Genomic DNA, 18,990 nt, shown 5'->3' on the forward strand with positions numbered 1-18,990 from the left:
TGCCGTACGAGAGCTGAAGAGGGTGCGAGATGCGATTCGGTTGGGACCTGCACGAAGACGGCAAGAACGTACGAGACGGCGCGATCGTCAAGCCCGGCGAGCGGTTGAACTGGCCGCGGACCATCGGGTTCGGCGGCCAGCACGTGGTGGCGATGTTCGGCGCCACGTTCCTGGTGCCTCTGCTGACCGGCTTCCCGCCGACCACGACGCTGTTCTTCTCCGGCCTCGGCACGCTGCTGTTCCTGCTCATCACGCGCAACCGGCTGCCCAGCTACCTCGGCTCCTCGTTCGCCTTCATCGCGCCGATCGGCGCCGCGATGGGTGGCGGCGGGATGGGAACGGCGCTCTTCGGCATCCTGATCACCGGCGCGCTGCTGGCCCTGGTCGGCGTGATCGTGATGGTCACCGGCACCGGCTGGATCGAGGCGCTGATGCCACCGGTGGTGACCGGTGCGATCGTCGCGCTGATCGGCCTCAACCTGGCCTCTGCTGCGACCAACAACGTGGTCGGTGGTGACCCGGCCAACCCGGACAACGGCGCGGTGCTGGTCGCGGCGATCACCCTGGCGACCGTGCTGATCGTCGCGGTCGCCTTCCGTGGTCTGGTCGCGCGGCTCTCGATCCTGGTCGGTGTCGTCGTGGGCTACGTGGCCGCGCTGATCACCGGCCAGATCGACACCTCGGCGTTCCAGGAGGCTGCCTGGTTCGGACTCCCCGACTTCGCCACGCCGACGGTGTCCTGGTCCGTCGTGCCCATGTTCCTGCCGGTCGTGCTCGTCCTCGTCGCCGAGAACGTCGGCCACGTACGCAGCGTCGCCCACCTCGCCGGCGACGACTCCATCAACCGCGAGACCGGGCGGGCCCTCTTCGCCGATGGCCTCGCGACGACCATCGCCGGTGGCTTCGGCGGCTCGGCGACGACGACGTACGGCGAGAACATCGGCGTCATGACCGCGACCCGGGTCTTCTCCACGGCCGCCTACTGGGTGGCCGGTGTCGTCGCGATCCTGCTCTCGCTCTCCCCGAAGTTCGGGGCGCTGCTCAACACCGTCCCCGCCGGCGTGCTCGGCGGGATCACGGTCGCGCTCTACGGCCTCATCGGCCTGATCGGCATCCGGATCTGGCTCGACAACCGGGTCGACTTCTCCCAGCCGGTCAACCAGTTCACCGCCGCCGTCGCCCTGGTCATCGGCATCGGCAACCTGACCCTGACCTTCGGCGACCTGACCTTCACCGGGATCGCCCTCGGCACCATCGCCGCGGTCGTGATCTACCACGGGATGAGCGCGCTGGCGCGCCTGCGTGGCCGCTGAGAGCTAGCCACTCCCTCGAACGCGCGGAGCGGGCGACCTGCGTCACCTCGGGCGCTGCCCCTCGCCGAAGAGCGCGGCCTCCATGTCGACGGCGTACGGTTGCTCCCACTCGGCAAGATTGACGACGACGAACGGTGTCCCGTCGGGTAGCAGCACGTTCACCTCGTCCATCAGCCGACGGAGCCCCTTCGCGGCGCCGCTGCTGCCGCGGCCGTCCTGGGCCTCCAGCCAGCCGGCTGCCTTCTCGACCACGTCGGCCGGCTCCAAGATCACCCGAACGTGCGGATCCTCTGGCCACGACACGTCCGCCATCGTGCACGTGCGGAAGCCGGTGAACATCAGCCTGCTCCGCGAAAGGTCCACCCGCCGCATCGCGACCGACTCCTGCTCGGGGAACGGCAGGTCGCGTGCCAGACCCGAGCGCTTGCCGTCGAAGATCACCTCGCTCAGGTCGGTGGCGAACGTCGTGTCGCTGATCGAGCAACGGTAGAACTCGGTGCCCTTCATCTTGGTGTCGGTGAAGGTGCACCCGGTGATCGCGACCCCGGACCACATCCGACGACCGAGCTTGGCCTTGCTGAAGTCGACGTCGATCCACGTTGGCCACGAGTCGGCCGTCGCTCCGCCCACGGTGGCCTGGTGCAGATCAGCACCGACGAGGCTCGTCCGACTGCACTCGACCCCCAGCAGACGGGAGTTCTTCAGGCTCGTCTGGTCGAGGATGCAGTCCTCGACCACGACGTCGAAGAACCACAGACCCGAAAGATCTGCGTACGTCAGGTCGAGACCGCTCCAGCGCACGCCCCGCAGCTCGCGCACGTCACCCGCAGGAAACGTCGGCAGGCCACGCAGATCGACGCGCCCGTCGAGCGTCCCGATGCCCTCCGGCAGCGGCGCCGCCGTGTCCGACAGCCAGCGCACAGCAGCCGCGGCCAGCCCAGGCTGATCCTTCCAGCGCTGCGTGACCTGCGTCCTACTCACGTGGAGCGTCCAGCTCGCGTATATCTGGTGTCGGCCCAGCATGTGCAAGGCATCATCATCGCCCCAACCTCAACGCCCGAGATAAAGGTGGACCCTACGTGCGACTGAAAACGCGGTTCACTCCAGAAGAGCGTCTGCGATCAGTTGTTGTAGCTCATACGCTGCTTCGTCGATCTGCGATGCCTGCGAACTGCCGCGCTCTCGGTATGCGGCGGCATTCGCCTCGGTCGCCGGGAACATCTCAATCAGCAGGGCAGCGACAGACTTGGGCACTCGCTCCTGCGCTGACCACTCATCCTTGAGAGCTGCAAGAGCGGCCTTCACAGATTCCAGGGCGTCCGGATTCAGACCGTTTCCCTCCCAGAGGGAGGTGTCGAAGGCTGCCCATGCCTCGAAGAGCTGGTCTGTTGGGGTCTTGTCAGTCATCACGGTCCTCCACGTACCCAGGTTATAGCCTCAGCAGGGATGTGCCCGGTGAGCAGGACCTCCTGCGAAGACTTCGTTCGGTTGATCGCTGTGAACCCGCGGATGTCATGCGTGTTTCGCCCAGCGTCGGTTGAAAGGTCGAAGATCTGCGATGGATCCAGCTTGCTGAGATCGATCGCAACGACGCACTCACTTGCCCATTGGGACTCCAGCGCCACCTGTCGACTCCGGGTCGTCGAGATGAACTGTGATCTCCAGGTCGGCTTGCTGCCGTGCAGTACGTGCCCAGAAGGCTTGTAGGTGGCATCCGGGTTCTTTGCATCAAGGCCACGAGACGGATCCTCGTCGTCACGTAGGTTTCTATAGACCACGTCCCTGCATTCCTCCCCCTGGAGCCCTGCGGGGTCGGACCAGGTGGTCGGATTGTGGACGTAGTTGTTTGGGTTCGGAGCGGGCGCGAGGCCGAGCGGGTCCTGGCTGAGATAGCGCCCAGTTCTGGGGTCGTAGTAGCGGTGGTGGTTGTAGTGAAGGCCGCTCTCGGCATCGGCGTACTGCCCGGCAAACCGAAGAGGTGTCGGCGATTCCTCATCGCCAGCTCCCCAGATGGTGCGTTGGGCGTGCCAATGAAGGTCACCGTCGGGTGTGACCAATTCTGCGGGCGCGCCAGCAAGATCTGTGACGATCGAGTAGAAGCGGGCATCGACATCGGCTTGGGAGAGCTCGTCGCCCACCTCGCCGCGAAGCTCGACCTGGGCCAGCGGTTCGTAGCCTTGGTACGTCCAGGAAAGAGTGTCACCACCAGTATCTCCACCGGAGCCAGTCTGCTCGAGGAGAGTGCTCCCTGCCCACGCAAAGTGCGTGGTCTCGGCGACTGTGCCATCGGAGGCGTGGCGGCGCTTGGCAACGCGACGACCGAGGGCGTCGTACAGATAGGACCAGACCGTTCCGTCGGGGGTGCGAAGCGTGGTCAGGTGGTCTTCGGCATCCCATTCGTAGAGCCAGGTTTCAGCTTTTTGGGAGATCCTGGTGCGGGTGTGCCTCGTCAGGCGGCCCTGCCCGTCGTAGGAGTATCGATCCCGGCCGGAACGAGTGAGCAACGTGCCCGTGTACTCACGACGTTCTGCATCGTCTCCACCCGTGGCCGCGCTAGTGATGTTGCCGAGCGGGTCGTATGCATAGCGCTCTGACCTCGAGCCATCGAGTGCAACCGTCGTGATCCGATCGGCGAGGTCGAGTTCGAATCGGCGAGCGCCGGTGAGGCGGTCTTCAACACCGACGAGCCGGCCAGCGGACTCGTAGGTGTACGTGCGCTCCTGGAGCACATCGGACGGCCTTGAGGCGCCAGGCCCCGCACCTAGGTCAACAGAGGTGCGGTTCAACCTCTGAGTCAGCGGCTGCCCCAGCAGATCCCAGGTCTGCTCGAGCACCAGAGCGCCGGCGCTACGCCTGGTCTCGCGGCCGGCGACGTCGCGCTCGAAGGTGATCTGCTGACCCGCGAAGGTCACAGACTCCGGCTCCGCTCCCATCCCGTAGGCCCACGTGGTCTCCACACCTGCTGGGGTGACCCTGTATTCCGGGCGCCCGATGGCGTCGTACGCGGTGGTGACGGTGCGACCGTTGACTGACTCGGCCAGCACACGACCGAGCGGGTCACGTCGCAGCACCAGGTCAACCTCAGGGCCGGCGGCCCGCAGCAGCCTACCCACCGGGTCGTAGGCCAGCTCAGTGGTGATCCCATCGGCGTCGCTGCGCACGACGTTACCCAGTTCGTCGTAGGCGAAGTGCATCCGCTGGCCGACGCCGTTGATGCGACCGGTGACCTGCCCAGCGGCGTCGTACTCGTATGCCAACGTGGACCCGTTGTAGTCGGTCTCTGTCCGGAGGCGGCCCGCTTCGTCGTAGGTATAAAGCCAGGACTCACCTCGCGGGTTGGTGACGCTAGTCAGGCGCAACTCGGGGTCGTAGGCGTACAGCGTGGTCGACCCATCGGGGGTGGTGACCTCGGCGGGCATGTCGAAGTGGGTAAACGTGGTCGTGGTGGTGTGTCCGACCGGGTCGGTGTAGGAGGCTGGATTGCCCTCGCTGTCGTACGTCCAGGACTCGGTAGAGCCGTCAGGGAGTCGACGGGAGGCGAGTTCGCCTCCCACTGTCCAGGAGTATTCCGTGCGTGCACCCAGTGCATCCGTGCTGGCAATAACTCGGCCGAAGTGATCGCGGTAGAACTCATTGACTGCTCCGTCGGGCTCGACCACCCGCCACGGCAGACCAGCCGGGTCGTTCTCGATGCTGCGCACCCGACCGAGCGCATCGATGATTGTGGCCAGGTGCCCATCGCCGTCGTAACCGAACGCCGTGGTATCCCCGGTCGCATCGGTGATCGAGGTGCGTCGGCCGGCGTCGTCGTAGCCGAACGTCGTCGCTGATCCATCAGGCAGGACCTGACGCGCAAGACGCGGCCCGGCGATCGTGTCGACCCACTCCATGATCGCCTGGCTGCCATCAGGACGGGTCACCATGGTGAGGTTCCCGGCTGCGTCGTAACCGAAGGTGGTCCGCCGTCCAAGCGCGTCCGTCCGCGCTAGCAGCCGGTTCTGCTCGCTCCACTCGGAGCGGGTCGCGCCGCCGAGCGGGTCGATCGTGGCGATAACCTGGAAGCGGGCATTGATCTTGAACGTCGTGGTGAGCTCGCGCGAGTCGGTGACCCGAGTCTCACGCAGACCGCTCGCGTTGGGCTCGCCATATTCGAAGGTGTTGCGCATGACCCCATCGGAGCCACCCTGGCTCACACAGCGGCCCTGGGCGTCGTAGACATAGTCGTAGAAGGTCCCATTGCGGTCGACCCACCGGGTGATGCGGTGGTGTTCGTAGCCGAACTCCAACTCCACACCGGAGTCATTGAGGATCCCGACCAGGTCGCCGTGATCGTCGTAGCGGTAGCCCTTCACCTGCATCGGGTCGCTGCCGTCAGGACGGGTCACGCTCAGACCGGTGATCCGGTGCCCGGCCGTGGCCACCTGCACGCGATACCCGGAACTGTGGGTGACCTCCGCGGGCGCACCCTGCTCGTCACGAGCGAACCGGATCCAATCGCCCGAGGCGTTCGTGATCGACGTCAGCCAAGCGGTGCCACCCGCATCGCTGGGGGTGTAGTGGCGGGTCTCCCCGGTCGCCGCGTCGAGCAGACGGTATTCGCCGGCCTCGCTGACGTGAAGCCGCAGTGCCCCACCCGCGACCGGTCGGGCGTCCTGGCCGGCCGTCAGGTTCTTGAAGACGTGCGCTCTGGTGTCAGCAGCCACCACGACCGCTGAACGCCGACCAACCACATCGGTGTGGACATCGATCCGCTCGTCGAAAGTGGAGGACCATGAGGGACCGAACCAATGACCATAGGTCCAGTCGCTCGAATGCTTCCGGCTCAGGATCAGCGGGAGGTCACCCGGGAGCGTCAGGTCGGTCTGCTGCAGAAAAACTGCGCCCGTGGCCACGTCGACCGGGTCACCACAACCTTGCTGGTCACGGCTTCCGTCTTTGTTCGTACCGCTCTTGTCCGAGGGCAAGCTGTCGGTCCGACCGGGCTTGTCGGAGCCGGACCTGGCCATATCGCTGTCCAGGTCGCGGCGAGCTTCCGCCTGCTTCCGGATCCCGTCGGCGACATCGTCGGCATTCTTCTTCAACGCCTGTCCGACGTCGCTGACAGTCTTGGTCGCCGCCTCGCGGAGCTCCTCGACGACGTCATCCATCTTTCTGGCCATCGAAGGTCTCCTAGGACTCGAAGAACGGCAGGGCGGACACTTCGGCCGCGAACGTTGCGCACAGGTCGTACTGATCGGCGCCGCAGTCGCTGAGGGCCGAGGCGATCTGCTCCATCAGGTCGTAGCTGAGCTTGGTCGCCGCGGTCGCCTCGCCGTCGGTCACGATCGGAGCATCTGCGACCGCCATGGCCAGCTCGGTGATCGTTCCGGTCAGCGGTTCGATCACCATGCTCGCGACCTGACCGATCACCTCTTCCACCGCCATGTCGGTGGCGATGTCGAGCGCCTTCTTTCGAATGGCGATGATCGCTGCGTTGCCGGCCACGCTGAGGCCGGCCGTGACCACAGCGGTCGCCGCCGCGGCCGCGATCTGCGCAGCGGTGATCGTCAGCTCGGCGATCACCTTCACCTTCAGCCCGACGACCGCATCAGCGGCGAGGTCGATCCCCGCTGCGACTCCGGGCAGCGCGTCGAGCACCCCGTCCATGTTGGCCGTGCGGTTATCGGTCCACGCCCTGATCAGCGCGTTCACCGACTGCGCCTCGGCACCGCCGCCGCCGAGCTCGTTGACCCGGATCTCCAGCTCATCGAGTGTGCCGCGAAGGTTCGACTCCAGACCGCGCAGCAGCTGCGCGGCATCGCGGACCGCGTCTTCGTTGACGTTCGGCCACTCGTAGCCGAGCAGGTCGAGTACGAAGTCCAGCTCCCCTGGGATGGTCATCCCCACGTCTCAGCCCTCCCAGCGTCATGCGGACATGTCAGCAGCCCGTGACGGGATCGGCACACGAACCCGAGCAGGAGCCACCGCGACGCACGAGGCTAGTGGAGACCGCACGAGGCCGGACAGTGAATTACCGAGATGTTCCGACCGGGTCAACCAGGTGTCAGGGCAGGCGCTCCAGGAGATCCCCGATCTCGACGCGGGCACCGGTGTAGAACGGCACCTCCTCGCGTACGTGGCGGCGGGTCTCCGACCCACGCAGGTGACGCATCAGGTCGACGATGCGGGAGAGGTCGTCGGCCTCGAAGGCGAGCATCCACTCGTAGTCGCCGAGAGCGAAGGAGGGGACGGTGTTGGCCCGCACGTCGGGGTAGTCGCGCGCCATCTGGCCGTGCTCGGCGAGGAGGCGGCGGCGCTCCTTGTCGTCGAGGAGATACCACTCGTAGGAGCGGATGAACGGGTAGACCGCGACGTAGTCGTGGGTGCGCTCGTCGGCGAGGAACGCCGGCAGGTGGCTCCGGTTGAACTCCGCGGGGCGGTGCAGCGCCATCTGCGACCAGACCGGGACGAGCCGGCCACCGAAAGCGGTGCGGCGGAGCCGGTGGTAGGCCGACTGCAGCTTGTCGGAGGAGTCGGCGTGCAGCCAGAACATCACGTCGGCGTCGGCGCGCAGGCCGGCCACGTCGTAGGTGCCACGCACCACGATGTCCTCGCCGGCGAGGGCTGCGAAGAGCTCCTCGACCTCGACGGCCTCGGCCTTGCGGTCGGCGTCACCGAGGGTCTCCTCGAGGGAGAAGACCGACCACATCGTGTAGCGGATGGTCTCGTTGAGCTCGTTGATCTTGGCTGCGTTGGACTTGATGTCGGCCTGCGGATCGGTCATGCCCCCATTTTGCGCTACCGCCGGTCGCCGACCCCCGCCGGGCTCTGTCTCCGGCCTCTATGGTGTGGGCATGCTGCCGCTGCGTACCCGCGTCTTCGCCTTCCTCCAGGAGCGCCTGGTCAAGACACCGCTGAACGCTGAGGAGATGGTCGCCCTGCGCGCCCAGCGCGAGGGGCTCCGGACCGGACCGGTCACCGCGTTCCTCTTCGGCCGGCCCGCGGACGTGGAGATCAAGGAGACGTACGTCGACGGGCGCCGGTTCGCGATCTACACCCCGCGCGACCTCAGCGGGCCTGCGCCGGTCGTCATCAACTTCCACGGCGGTGGCTGGTGCCTCGGGACCCCGGAGCAGAGCGCGTGGGTCTCCTCGCACGTGGCCGCGGGGACCGGGTCGATCGTGATCGCGCCGTCGTACCGGCTGGCGCCGGAGAATCCGTTTCCGGCAGCCGTCGAGGACGCCTGGGTGGCAGTGGAATGGGTCGCGAAGAACGCCGCCGACCTGGGCGGAGACCCGGCTCGGCTCGCCGTGATGGGCGACAGCGCCGGCGGAAACCTGGCGGCTGTGGTCTCGCTGATGGCACGTGACGCCGGCGGGCCCGCGATCGGTGCGCAGGTGCTGATCTACCCGGCGGTGGAGATGTACGAGAAGTTCCCCTCCGAGGCGGCCAACGCCAACGGGCCGGTGCTCACCTCGACGCAGATGAGCACCTTCGGCCACCTCTACATGGGCGAGCGCTACGGGGACGAGTCCTGGCAGGCCTCTCCCCTGCGTGCCGCGTCGCATGCCGACCTGCCGCCGGCCCACATCATCACCGCGCTGCACGACCCGATCCGTGACCACGGCACCCGGTACGCCGATGCGCTCCGCGCGGCCGGCACACCGGTCTCGCTCGTCGACTACGACACAGCGTTCCACGGGTTCATGGCGCTGCCCGGGGTCGCCCCGGCCGCCGCCGAGGCGCTCGACGGGATCATCGCGTTCCTACGGTGAAATCATCAACAGCTCTCAACGTTCGATTGGGAGTTTGTTAACCCTCCGCGCCAGGCCGTGTTGTAACGTTCCACTTGGGTGTCCATCGCCAGGTTTCTCGGGTCGTGTGCCACCTCGATCCCCCAACTCGCCTGCGGCTGAGAGCGCTCTCGCGTCTCCTCGGCGAGCCTGCGCACACCGGAAAGGCGTAGCTACGTGCCAGACGTCTCCATCAAGATCGACATCCTTGATCAGACGGTCAAGAAGCTGGAGTCGATCATCGACGAGTTCGACCACGCGGTCGGCAACTCCGACGCGCTCGAAGGCGCCATCGGGAACCCGTTCCACCGCGGCGAGCTGCGCAGTCAGGCCGACGACTTCGAACAGCGCTGGGACATGAAGCGCAAGGATCTCAAGGACGAGCTATCCAAGGTGCGAGACCACATCAAGGGCGTCGTCGAGGGCTTCCAGAACTGGGACAGCGAGACAGCTCTCCTGTTCCAGCAGAAATAGACGGATGGAGTGAGTCATGGATCAGTCACCCAAGGGTCGGGAGATCCAACCCGTCACCGGCGACTCTGCGGTGATCGTCGCGCGCGGGAACAAGATCGAGGAGCTCGGCGAGCAGATGTCCGAGGCGGCCAACGTCCTCGAGCAAATCGCCACCAGCGAGCTGGCCGACGGCCAGATGCAGGGAAAGGCCGTCGCTGAGCTTCAGGACAAGATCGGGTCCTCCTACGAGACGTTGCGGGAGGCCAGCGAGCTGTACACGCCCGTCGGGCCACTGATCGCGGCGTACGGTCAGAGTCTCGGGGAGCTCCAAACCAAGATGGGACCGTTGGTCGAGTCCTGCACGGACAAGTGGACCACCTACGAGGGGCTTCCGGGAGACCGCGACGAGGACGACGCCGAGGGGCAGGCGAAGAAAGCCGCGTACGACGAATGGCATGACGACGCGGAGAGCTGGGACGCCCAGTACGACACCTGGGAAGACGCCTACGACCTCGCGGTCAACGGCATCGGCAACGAGATGGCCGGCAGCATCAAGGATGGCTTCTGGGAGATCTTCGGTTTCCTCATCAAGATTCTCGAGGTCATCGCCATGGTGTTCATGCTCGCCGGACTCTTCCTCGGTGGCATCGTCGCCGTCATCGGATTCGCCCTCGGAGCCTTGGTGCTGATCGGGAAGATCGTCCAGGCGTCAGCCGGCAAGGCCACGGTCACGGATGTGCTCCTAGCGGTCGTCGCGATTCTCCCCTTCGGAAAGCTCGGTCAGATCGGCAAGGCCTGGGGCCAGCTGGGAAAGGGTGCCGCCTCCGGCGGAAAAACCGCCGGCGCAGCCGGACGAGGCTACCGAAACTTTGCTCTGAAACGAGCGGCGCCACTGAACCCACCTCCCGTGAATGTCACGTTCGGCGCCAAGTTCAAGACCGCTCTCTCCATCTCCACCGGCTTTAGGGACGTCCCCCGCACCAGGGCTGCTTGGATGGCCAACCCGTTCAAACCCCCAAAGGACATTCCCGTGGGCATTATGAGCGGCTCCGACATCGCTACCGGGATGGCCCTCTACGGGTCGATGCGCACAGGGGCCTGGGGCGAAAAGGTCGGGGCTGCCTTCGACGGGCTCAGCGGACTGGGGAAGTGGGCAGGCGAGTGGTACGGCACCACCTCGACGAGCCAGGGGCTGAACGAGCGGCGTATCAATGACCAGCAGAGCGCACAGCCCTCGGAGGGATGATGCCGGAGACATGGCAAGCTGAGATCGCCCAGCCGTCAGAGCGATGGATCCTGGTCCCGAACGCGGGCGAGGTCGACGCCACAGGTGCGGAGACCTGGGTCGAGGGCGTGCTCGACACGCTCCTCGACACCTGGGACGGCGAGTGGAGCGACGAGGTCTACCCCGGCGCGCGTGCCCTGCTCGCCCACCACCTCGCCAGCGACCTCCACCCCGGGACGATGGCCTCGATGCTCCACTGGCCGCTGCCCGCGCCCGTCGTCAGCCGGGTGCGGGTCGTACTCGGGGGCGGCGAGCCGACCTCACCCGAGGAGTGGCGGCAGCAGGGCTTCGATGTCGATGCGTACGCGGGTGCTGCTCTTGGTCCCGGACTGCGATGTCTCGCGTCCAAGACCGGCGAGATCGACGGTGAGACCGTCGAGTTCCTCACCGGCATCTTCGTCTTCTCGACGCAGGAGATCAGCGTGATGGTCGTGGTCGAGGCAGGCGGACCCGAGATCTTCGGTCTCACCTTCGCTGAGATGCCGCTCTTGCTCGCGGAGCTCGAGGTCTTCGGCCCCGATGGCACACCCTTCTCGGCACAGCCGGTCCCCGGCGTGACGAGCGACCCGTTCGACATATGGGAGGACTCGTCCTTTGTCTGAGACAGCACCCGCCCCGCAGTCCTCGCTACGCGAGGTGCTCGGTGGCGCCAAGGACCCGGATTTCAAGCTGAGGCTCCTCCCCGGCTGGGAACGACACTCCCCAGATGAGGCCGACCGGACCGCGATGGACGCGGCGCTGAAGAAGCGCTTCATGAGCATCAACCGGCCCGAGCTCCATGCCTCCATGCGGGCGCAGCTCGATCAGGCGTACACGCTCATGAAGCAGCAGCAGGTCAAGGCCTACTTCGCCGCGACCGCCCAGACCGACAGTCTCGCCATCATCCCGGCGGCGATCGTCGCGACGACGTTCCACGCCCACGGCGGTGGGACTCTCGACACCCACGTCGCCGGGATGATCCGTGACCACGGCGCCAAGCCGCTGTTCGGCGACAAGCGGTTCATCCGATACGAGCGCGAGTCGACCCGAACCGCCGAGGGCGACGAGCCCATTGTCGTGACCTCGATCGTCTACATGACCCCGATCCCTGGCTCGAAACGGCGCCGGGGGCTTCAGCTCACCGCCACCCTGGCGCGGCCGATGGAGATGGCGGCGACCGACGAGAAGTTCGTGGCATGGAAGCTGGCGCTGGACGTCTGCGTCTCGACGCTGCGGTGGGTGCCGGCGGCCTGAGAAAGCATCCGCGTCAGCCGCGCGTCAGTTCCGTGGCCGCTCGATGGGCCGAACCGATCGTGGCGGGGATGCCGACGCCGTCGTAGGAGGCCCCGGCGAGAGCGAGGCCTGGGACGGCCCGAAGGCCCTGCCGGATGCGGGCGACGCGGTCGAGGTGGCCGACGGGATACTGCGGGAGCGCGTCGGTCCAGCGCTGGACGTGCACGTCGGTGGGCTTCGCGGTGATGCCGGCGATCCGCTCGAGGGCGGCCAGGGAGTCGGCGACCAGGCGGTCGTCGTCGTCCGCGGGCGGCTCGCCGTGGCGCCCGATGGACGTACGCAGGTAGTTGCCGCGCTCCCCCACCCATGCCCACTTGGCGAAGGAGAAGGTGGAGGCCTTGATCGCGCACTCCTCGACGGGCGGGACCAGGAATCCGGACTTGCCGGCCAACGAGGCCGGCAGCTCGGGGAAGGCGAAGGTCACCACGGCCACGCTCGCGGTCTCGATCCCGGACAGCTCGCGGGCGACCGACGGGGCGGTCGAGCGGAGCAGCCTCGCGGCGACCGGTGCAGGAGTGGCGACCACCACGGCGTCGGCCGCTTCGACCTCGTCGCCGATCTCGACCAGGAAGCCCTGCAGCGTGCGCGTGACCATGTCGACAGGGGTGTCGAGCCGGACGTCCAGTCCCTCGGCGAGCGCCTCGGGCAGCCCTGACATCCCACCCTTGATCCCGGCGAACACCGGGACGGTCGAGTTCGGGAGCGCTGCTGCGGCCTCCAGCAGCGACCCCTTCTCGGCCAGCATGAACAGCTGCGGTGCGGCCGCCTTCACCGAGATCGCGCGGGCGTGGCCGGCGTAGACCCCCGCCAGCAACGGGTCTGCCAGCCGGTCGGCCGTCTCGTCCCCGAACCGGGACGCGATGAAGTCGCCGACGGAGATGTCCTCATCGGTCTTGGCGGGTGGAAGGGTGGGTTCGCGGCGTACGACCTCCAGGGTCTCCTCGGAGAGGACACCGGACGCCTCCAGCGCGGCCAGGTCGAGTGGCACTCCCATGATCGAGCGCGGGATCGGCCGCAGCGCCCCACGCGACCAGATCGACGACTTGGCATCCGTGGGGTGCACCACCTCGAGCCCGAGCTCTTGGGCGAGCGAGACCCCTTCGGGCCGACGGTTGAGCATCGCCTCGGCCCCGACGTCGACCGTCCGCCCGGCGACCGACTCTCCGCGGATCTTTCCGCCGACACGGTCAGAGGCCTCCAGCACCGTGACCCGGTGGCCCTTCAGGGACAGATCGCGGGCCGCGGTCAGCCCGGCGATCCCCGCTCCGACAACGATGACACGCACAGGAGAAGTCTCGCACCCGGGTGATCACCGGGGTCAGGTGAGCCACTCGACCGCTTCCTTCGCCTCGGCCAGCCCGGCGCCGGTCGCCTCCCGGTACACCTTGATCGCCTCGATCTTCTTGCCAGGTGCCGAGGCGTCACTCCCGTCGGCCGAGTTGGCACCGGCGTGTCATCTCGGCCGACGTAGGTGACGTCTCGGCCGACGTAGGTGACGCCTCGGCTGGGGTGCGGTCAGCCGGCCAGCTTCCCGAAGTTGGAGCGGTGGAAGACCAGCGGCTGGCCGGCGCCGTGGTCGGCGGCGTGGAGACGGAGGAGTACGACGATGTGGTCGCCTGCCTCGACCTCGCGGTAGATGGTGCAGTCGAACTGGGCCAGGCCCTCGTCCAGGGTGAGCGCACCATCACCGGACGAGCTCACCACGAGGCCGTCGAATCGCGACTCGACCGGACCGGCGAGCTGGCGGCAGACCTCGCCGTGGTGCTCGGCGAGGACGGTGACACCCAGGTGCGCGGAGCGCCGCAGGTCGGGCCACGTCTTCGAGGTGTTGGCCACCGAGAAGGAGACCAGCGGCGGATCCAGGGACACCGAGGTGAACGAGGACGCGGCCAGCCCGACCGGGCGGTGGTCGACGACCGCGGCGACCGCCACCACCCCGCTGGGGAAGACCCCGAAGGCCTGCCGCAGCGCGGCCGGGTCGAGATCCTGGTTCGTACGCAGCGGACTGGTCATCGTGCCACCACCGATCGCGCGGGCACTGCCCGCGCCTCGTCCACCGCCGTGTCCCGCAGCCTCTCGCCACGAGTCTCCGGCAGCAGCCACATGCAGGTCAGACTGATCACGGCGACCACGACGTTGTAGCCGGCGACCCACCACAGCGAGCGGTCGTCGGAGAGCGCCACCAGGGCAGCCGCGATCAACGGCGTCAGCCCCGAGGCCACCACTCCGGAGATCTGGTAGAGGGCGTTGAGCGCGGAGAACCGGTAGCGCGTGTCGAAGAGCTCGCTCCAGAATGCCGCCAACGGCCCGTAGACGGTGCCGTAGACCAGGCCGAGGCCGCCGACGAACGCCGCCACCGACGGCACCACCGCCCCCGACTGCACCGCGGCCGCGGCCGGGAAGGCGATCAGCAGCCCGAGCAGGGCACCGACCGTATAAACCGGTCGTCGGCCGAACCGGTCGCTCAGCGCCCCGGCGACGACCGTCGTTCCCACGCCCACCAGCGCGCCGGCCATGATCGCGTTGAGCACCACCGACCGGCTCAGACCGGCGTCCGCCACCGCGTAGGAGAGCAGGAAGACCGAGTAGAGGTTGTAGGTGAACCCCTCCACGAACCGCGTGCCCATCCCGAGCAGAAGCGTGCGCGGCTGCCGCCGGAAGAGCTCGGCGACCGGCAGCTTGGAGACCTTCTTCTCCGCCTGGACCTCCTGGAACGACGGCGTCTCCATGATCGCGAGCCGGATCCAGGCGCCGATGGCGAGCAGCACGATCGAGATCAGGAAGCAGACCCGCCAGCCCCACGCCAGGAACGCCTCGTCCGGCAGCTGCGAGGCCACCGCGAACGCCCCCGAGGCGAGCACCAGCCCACCCGGGACGCCGATGTGCGCGAAGCTTCCATAGAGCCCACGGCGCCCGGCGGGGGCGTACTCGGTGGCCAGCAGGACAGCACCCCCGTACTCGCCTCCGACGCCGATCCCCTGCAGGATCCGCAGCACCACGAGCGCGATCGGGGCGAGCACCCCAATGGAGTCGTACGTCGGGAGCAGCCCGACCAGCGACGTACCCACGCCCATGATCACGAGCGTCCAGATCAGCATGGTCTTACGACCGATCCGGTCCCCGAAGTGCCCGAAGATCAGCCCTCCGACCGGGCGGGCCAGGAACCCGACGGCGAAGGTGCCGAAGGAGGCGAAGGTCGCGGCGGTGCCGCTGAGTCCGTTGAAGTAGAGCTTGTCGAAGACGAGGCCGGCAGCGGTGCCGTAGAGGAAGAAGTCGTACCACTCGATGGTGGCGCCGACCGAGGCCGCGAGCGCGACCCGTTTGGGATTGGCAGCGGTGGCTGACATCTTCGCCTCCTACTGGGCCGCGGCACCGAATGGCACCGCCGCCCCTCGGCCGGCGACAGGTGCAGGGTGGGACCACAGGCCGCGGCGGGCGAGCTCGGGCAGGACCCCTTCGCCGAACCAGTAGGACTCCTCCAGGTGCGGGTAGCCCGAGAGCACGAACTCCGAGATCCCGACGGAGTGGTAGTCCTCGATCAGATCGGCGATCTCGGTGTAGGACCCGACCAGCGCCGTCCCGGCACCGCCTCGGACCAGCCCGATGCCGGCCCACAGGTTGGGGTGGACCTCGAGCCCGTCGCGCGAGCCCTGGTTGAGCTCGAGCATCCGCTGCTGTCCCTCGGAGACGCTGCGGGACAGCCCCGCCTGGACACGCTCGATGTCCGCGTCTGAGATGTTCTCCAGCAGCCGGTCGGCCTCCGCCCAGGCGGCCGCGGAGGTGTCTCGCGCGATCGAGTGCAGGCGGATCCCGAACCGGAGCTCGCGGCCGCGGTCGGCGGCCAGCTTCTGCACCTTCGCGATCTTCTCCGCCACCGCGGCCGGCGGCTCGCCCCAGGTCAGGTAGACGTCGGCATGCTCGGCGGCGACGTCCAGTGCCGCAGGCGAGGAGCCGCCGAAGTAGACGTCCGGGACCGGCGTCGGCCGTTGCTCGAGGCGCGCGTTCTCCACCGAGAGGTGCTTGCCGGAGAAGGTCACGGTCTCACCTGCCCACAGCCGGCGGACGATGTGCAGGAACTCCCCGCACCGCTCATATCTCTCGTCCTTGGAGAGGAAGTCGCCGTACATCCGCTGCTCATGATCCTCACCACCCGTGACGACGTTGAGCAGCAGCCGCTGCCCCGACAGGTTCTGGAAGGTGCCCGCCATCTGCGCGGCCAGGTAGGGCGAGACCGAGTCGGGCCGGAAGGCGACCAGGAACTTCAGCCGCTCCGAGAGGGAGCTGAGCATCGCGGTCGTCACCCAGGCGTCCTCGCACCACGCGCCGGTCGGCGTCAGCGCCGCCTCGAAGCCGAGCTGCTCGGCGCTGCGGGCGATCTGGCCGAGGTAGGGCACCGTCGCCGGACGGCCCGACGCCAGCGCGCTGACGCCGTGACCGCCGCCGATCACGTGACGGCCGTCGCCGCCGTTGGTCGGGAGGAACCAGTGGAACTTGAGCGTGCTCATCTCTGCCTTTCAAGGGGTGTGGGGGGTGTCAGATCTGCCCGTGCCGTGGTGGCGGCGTGCCGTCGACGGCCCACCGCCCGAGGTGCTGCACCTTCCAGGCGGCCGGGTCGTGGAGGGTGTGGGTGCGCGCGTTGCGCCAGTGGCGGTCGAGGTTGGTGGCTGCCAGTGCGGCCCGGGTGCCGGAGACCTCGAGCAGCCGGCTGGAGACGTCCACCGACACCTTGGCGGTCGACGCGCGGGCGGCCGCCACGGCCAGGCTCGCCTCTGCGGCCGACTCGGCGGTGAGGTCCGCGTCGGCCTCATCCACGCGTCTCGCCGCCTCGGCGAGGAGCGCCTCGGCGCTGCGTACGGCCAGCTCCATCTCGCCGAAGGCATGGACGACCAGCGGGTCCTGAACGGCCGCCTCGACCCCGGCGAGCGCGACGGCGTCGGCGTAGGGACGGGACTTGGTGCATACGAACTCGGATGCCTCGTCGAGAGCGCGCCGAGCGATCCCGGCGTCGATGGCCGCGTGCAGCAGCTGCGCGAAGGCGCCGTAGGTAGTCGGTTTCTCGAAGGTGACGGCGAACGGTGTCACCCACTCCTCCGCCACGGAGACATCGGCGAGCCGCACCGTGCCGGACCCGGTCGTACGCTGCCCGACGGCGTCCCAGTCGTCGATGATCTCGACTCCGGGAGTCTCGGTGCGGACCCACGCCACGGTCAGCGGCCCGTCGGCTTCGCGACGGGCGAGCACGGCGAGGTAGTCGGCGAAGAGCGAGCCCGTGCAGTAGAACTTCTCCCCGTTCAGCAGCCACTCGCCCTCCTCCCGAGCGGGTGTGAGGGTCGTACGGATGTCCCGCCCGTGCCGGGTCCCGAACTCCGACTGCGCGTTGGCGACCAGAGCTCCTGCCCGAACCTCGCTGTAGATCCGCTGCTGCTGCTCACGGGTGCCGTTCAGCCGCAGCTGGTTGAGGAAGACGAAGTGGCTGTGCGGCACCTGGCCGACGTTCGGGTCGCCCCACGAGACCAGCCGGAACACCTCTGCCACCGTTGCGGCCGGGAGCGCGGGACCGCCGAACTCGAGGGGAACTGTCAGCGCGCCGAGCCCCGCGGCGGCGTACGACCTGACCTGGTCGTGGGGCAGCGCCCGGTCCCGGTCGCGGGCACCGTCGCCGAGCGCGAGCTCATCGGCCAGCCGCCGTGCCACCAGCGGTGCGGTCTCGGCATCGAGGCGGGCGATCTCGATGGTGCTCAAGCCACGTGCTCCAGCTGCTGTGCCTCGAGCTCGCGCACGATCGGCAGCACCCGCTCACCGAAGTACGCCACGTCCTCGAGGTAGTGCAGGAAGCCGGCCAGGATCAGGTCGGCGCCGGCACGCTTGAGCTCCACGATCCGCTCGGCGACCTGCTCGGGCGTGCCGATCAGCCCGGTCCGGAAGCCGTCGTTGTACTGGACCAGGTCCTCGAAGCCGGAGTCCTGCCACATCCCGGTCTTGTCGCCGGTCGACTGGCCGGCCTGCTTGACCGCAGACCCGAAGCCCTCGACGGCCTCACGGTCGGCCTTGTCGATGATCTCCCTGAGGGTGTCGCGCGCCTCCTCCTCGGTGTCGCGGGCGACGATGAAGCCGTTGATCCCGAACCGGACCCGGCGCCCCAGCGGCCCGGCGACCGCGTTGACGTCCTGGATCTGCGCGGCGAGGCCCTCGGGGGTGTTGCCGTTGGCGAAGTACCAGTCCGAGACGCGGCCGGCCATCGCCTTGGCATCGGAGGAGTTGCCGCCCTGGAAGATCTCCGGGTGCGGACGGCCCTCGCTGGCCAGCGGCTTCGGCTTCAGGTCGAAGTCGTGCAGCCGGTAGAAGTCGCCGTTGAGCTCGGCGGCGTCGCTCGTCCAGATCTCGCGGAGGTAGCGGATGAACTCCTCCGAGCGGCGGTAGCGCTCGCCGTGCTCGAGCCAGGGCTCGCCGAGCTGGGTGAACTCGTCCTTGAACCAGCCCGAGACGACGTTGACTGCCGCTCGCCCGCCGGAGATGTGGTCCGCGGTGGCCAGGAACTTGGCGAGTACGCCGGGCTGCCACAGCCCCGGGTGTACGGCGGCAATCACCTTGAGCCGCTCGGTCGCCAGCAGCAGCGCGAGCGAGAACGACGTGGACTCGTGTTGGTAGGCCGCGCCGTAGGAGGCCATGTAGCGCACCTGTGAGAGGGCGTACTCGAAGCCGTTGTTCTCGGCCAGCTGCGCGAGCCTCTTGTTGTAGTCGTAGCTCCAGTCGGTGCGCTGCTCGATCTTGCTCACCACGAGGCCGCCACTGACGTTGGGCACCCAGTAGGCGAACTTCAGGGGCTCGGTTGCCGGTGAAGTCATGCTGGTCTCCTTGGATCGCTAATGTCTACTAAATTTATCTTATTAAACAG

17 protein-coding genes and 1 pseudogene are annotated in these 18,990 nt (G+C 67.8%); 6 read left to right on the forward strand and 12 right to left on the reverse strand.

The window, feature by feature from the left end; all coding sequences use genetic code 11:
* Window positions 1-29: 29 nt before the first annotated feature.
* Entirely contained in the window at window positions 30-1,313 is a 1,284-nt protein-coding gene (locus BJ988_RS19735) for a uracil-xanthine permease family protein (protein WP_179659635.1), read from the forward strand.
* Window positions 1,314-1,355: 42 nt separating this feature from the next.
* On the opposite strand, the gene BJ988_RS19740 is transcribed toward BJ988_RS19735, so the two are convergent.
* The 5 genes from BJ988_RS19740 to hemQ form a co-directional block, all read right to left on the reverse strand.
* The gene (locus tag BJ988_RS19740; RefSeq protein ID WP_179659636.1) at window positions 1,356-2,294 is read right to left on the reverse strand and encodes a pentapeptide repeat-containing protein; all 939 of its coding nucleotides are present in this window, start codon (window positions 2,292-2,294) and stop codon (window positions 1,356-1,358) included.
* 117 nt (window positions 2,295-2,411) lie between these two features.
* Window positions 2,412-2,720, reverse strand: a complete 309-nt coding sequence (locus BJ988_RS19745; protein WP_179659637.1) for a hypothetical protein — start codon at window positions 2,718-2,720, stop codon at window positions 2,412-2,414.
* Window positions 2,720-6,472, reverse strand: coding sequence for an RHS repeat-associated core domain-containing protein (locus tag BJ988_RS19750; protein ID WP_179659638.1), 3,753 nt, complete (start codon window positions 6,470-6,472; stop codon window positions 2,720-2,722). The genes BJ988_RS19745 and BJ988_RS19750 overlap by 1 nt, the downstream gene beginning before the upstream one ends.
* A 10-nt stretch (window positions 6,473-6,482) precedes the next feature.
* Window positions 6,483-7,193 (reverse strand): WXG100-like domain-containing protein, encoded by a 711-nt coding sequence (locus tag BJ988_RS19755; protein ID WP_179659639.1) that lies wholly within the window; start codon window positions 7,191-7,193, stop codon window positions 6,483-6,485.
* Between the two features lie 163 nt (window positions 7,194-7,356).
* Entirely contained in the window at window positions 7,357-8,076 is a 720-nt protein-coding gene (gene hemQ / locus BJ988_RS19760; protein WP_179659640.1) for a hydrogen peroxide-dependent heme synthase, read from the reverse strand.
* Between the two features lie 70 nt (window positions 8,077-8,146).
* On the opposite strand from hemQ, the gene BJ988_RS19765 reads away from it, so the two are divergent.
* From BJ988_RS19765 to BJ988_RS19785, 5 genes are all read left to right on the forward strand, one after another.
* Complete coding sequence (locus BJ988_RS19765) at window positions 8,147-9,067, forward strand: alpha/beta hydrolase (protein WP_179659641.1); 921 nt, start codon at window positions 8,147-8,149, stop codon at window positions 9,065-9,067.
* 195 nt (window positions 9,068-9,262) lie between these two features.
* The gene (locus BJ988_RS19770) at window positions 9,263-9,559 is read left to right on the forward strand and encodes a flagellar protein FlgN (protein ID WP_179659642.1); all 297 of its coding nucleotides are present in this window, start codon (window positions 9,263-9,265) and stop codon (window positions 9,557-9,559) included.
* Between the two features lie 16 nt (window positions 9,560-9,575).
* Window positions 9,576-10,784: a hypothetical protein gene (locus tag BJ988_RS19775; protein WP_179659643.1), complete on the forward strand. Its 1,209-nt coding sequence runs from the start codon at window positions 9,576-9,578 to the stop codon at window positions 10,782-10,784.
* Window positions 10,784-11,425: a hypothetical protein gene (locus tag BJ988_RS19780; protein WP_179659644.1), complete on the forward strand. Its 642-nt coding sequence runs from the start codon at window positions 10,784-10,786 to the stop codon at window positions 11,423-11,425. The genes BJ988_RS19775 and BJ988_RS19780 overlap by 1 nt, the downstream gene beginning before the upstream one ends.
* Entirely contained in the window at window positions 11,418-12,056 is a 639-nt protein-coding gene (locus BJ988_RS19785) for a protein TPRXL (protein WP_179659645.1), read from the forward strand. The genes BJ988_RS19780 and BJ988_RS19785 overlap by 8 nt, the downstream gene beginning before the upstream one ends.
* Before the next feature lie 13 nt (window positions 12,057-12,069).
* Here the strand turns inward: BJ988_RS19785 and hemG are convergent, their stop codons facing one another.
* From hemG to sfnG, 7 genes and pseudogenes are all read right to left on the reverse strand, one after another.
* The gene (gene hemG / locus BJ988_RS19790) at window positions 12,070-13,380 is read right to left on the reverse strand and encodes a protoporphyrinogen oxidase (RefSeq protein ID WP_179659646.1); all 1,311 of its coding nucleotides are present in this window, start codon (window positions 13,378-13,380) and stop codon (window positions 12,070-12,072) included.
* A gap of 33 nt (window positions 13,381-13,413) precedes the next feature.
* Window positions 13,414-13,500 (reverse strand): annotated as a pseudogene (locus BJ988_RS31065) (ribosomal protein L7/L12); the annotation flags it as partial.
* Between the two features lie 110 nt (window positions 13,501-13,610).
* Window positions 13,611-14,108 (reverse strand): flavin reductase family protein, encoded by a 498-nt coding sequence (locus BJ988_RS19800; RefSeq protein WP_179659647.1) that lies wholly within the window; start codon window positions 14,106-14,108, stop codon window positions 13,611-13,613.
* Window positions 14,105-15,442 carry an MFS transporter gene (locus BJ988_RS19805; protein ID WP_179659648.1) on the reverse strand — a complete coding sequence of 446 codons (1,338 nt, stop codon included), beginning with the start codon at window positions 15,440-15,442 and terminating at the stop codon, window positions 14,105-14,107. Before BJ988_RS19805 ends, BJ988_RS19800 begins: the two co-directional genes overlap by 4 nt.
* 9 nt (window positions 15,443-15,451) lie before the next feature.
* The gene (locus BJ988_RS19810) at window positions 15,452-16,600 is read right to left on the reverse strand and encodes an LLM class flavin-dependent oxidoreductase (RefSeq protein WP_179659649.1); all 1,149 of its coding nucleotides are present in this window, start codon (window positions 16,598-16,600) and stop codon (window positions 15,452-15,454) included.
* Window positions 16,601-16,628: 28 nt separating this feature from the next.
* Entirely contained in the window at window positions 16,629-17,837 is a 1,209-nt protein-coding gene (locus BJ988_RS19815; RefSeq protein WP_179659650.1) for an SfnB family sulfur acquisition oxidoreductase, read from the reverse strand.
* Window positions 17,834-18,940 (reverse strand): dimethylsulfone monooxygenase SfnG, encoded by a 1,107-nt coding sequence (gene sfnG / locus BJ988_RS19820; protein ID WP_179659651.1) that lies wholly within the window; start codon window positions 18,938-18,940, stop codon window positions 17,834-17,836. The genes BJ988_RS19815 and sfnG overlap by 4 nt, the downstream gene beginning before the upstream one ends.
* Window positions 18,941-18,990: the final 50 nt, after the last annotated feature.

It is taken from the genome of Nocardioides panzhihuensis (assembly GCF_013408335.1).
In the GTDB taxonomy this organism is placed as follows: Bacteria; Actinomycetota; Actinomycetes; order Propionibacteriales; family Nocardioidaceae; genus Nocardioides; species Nocardioides panzhihuensis.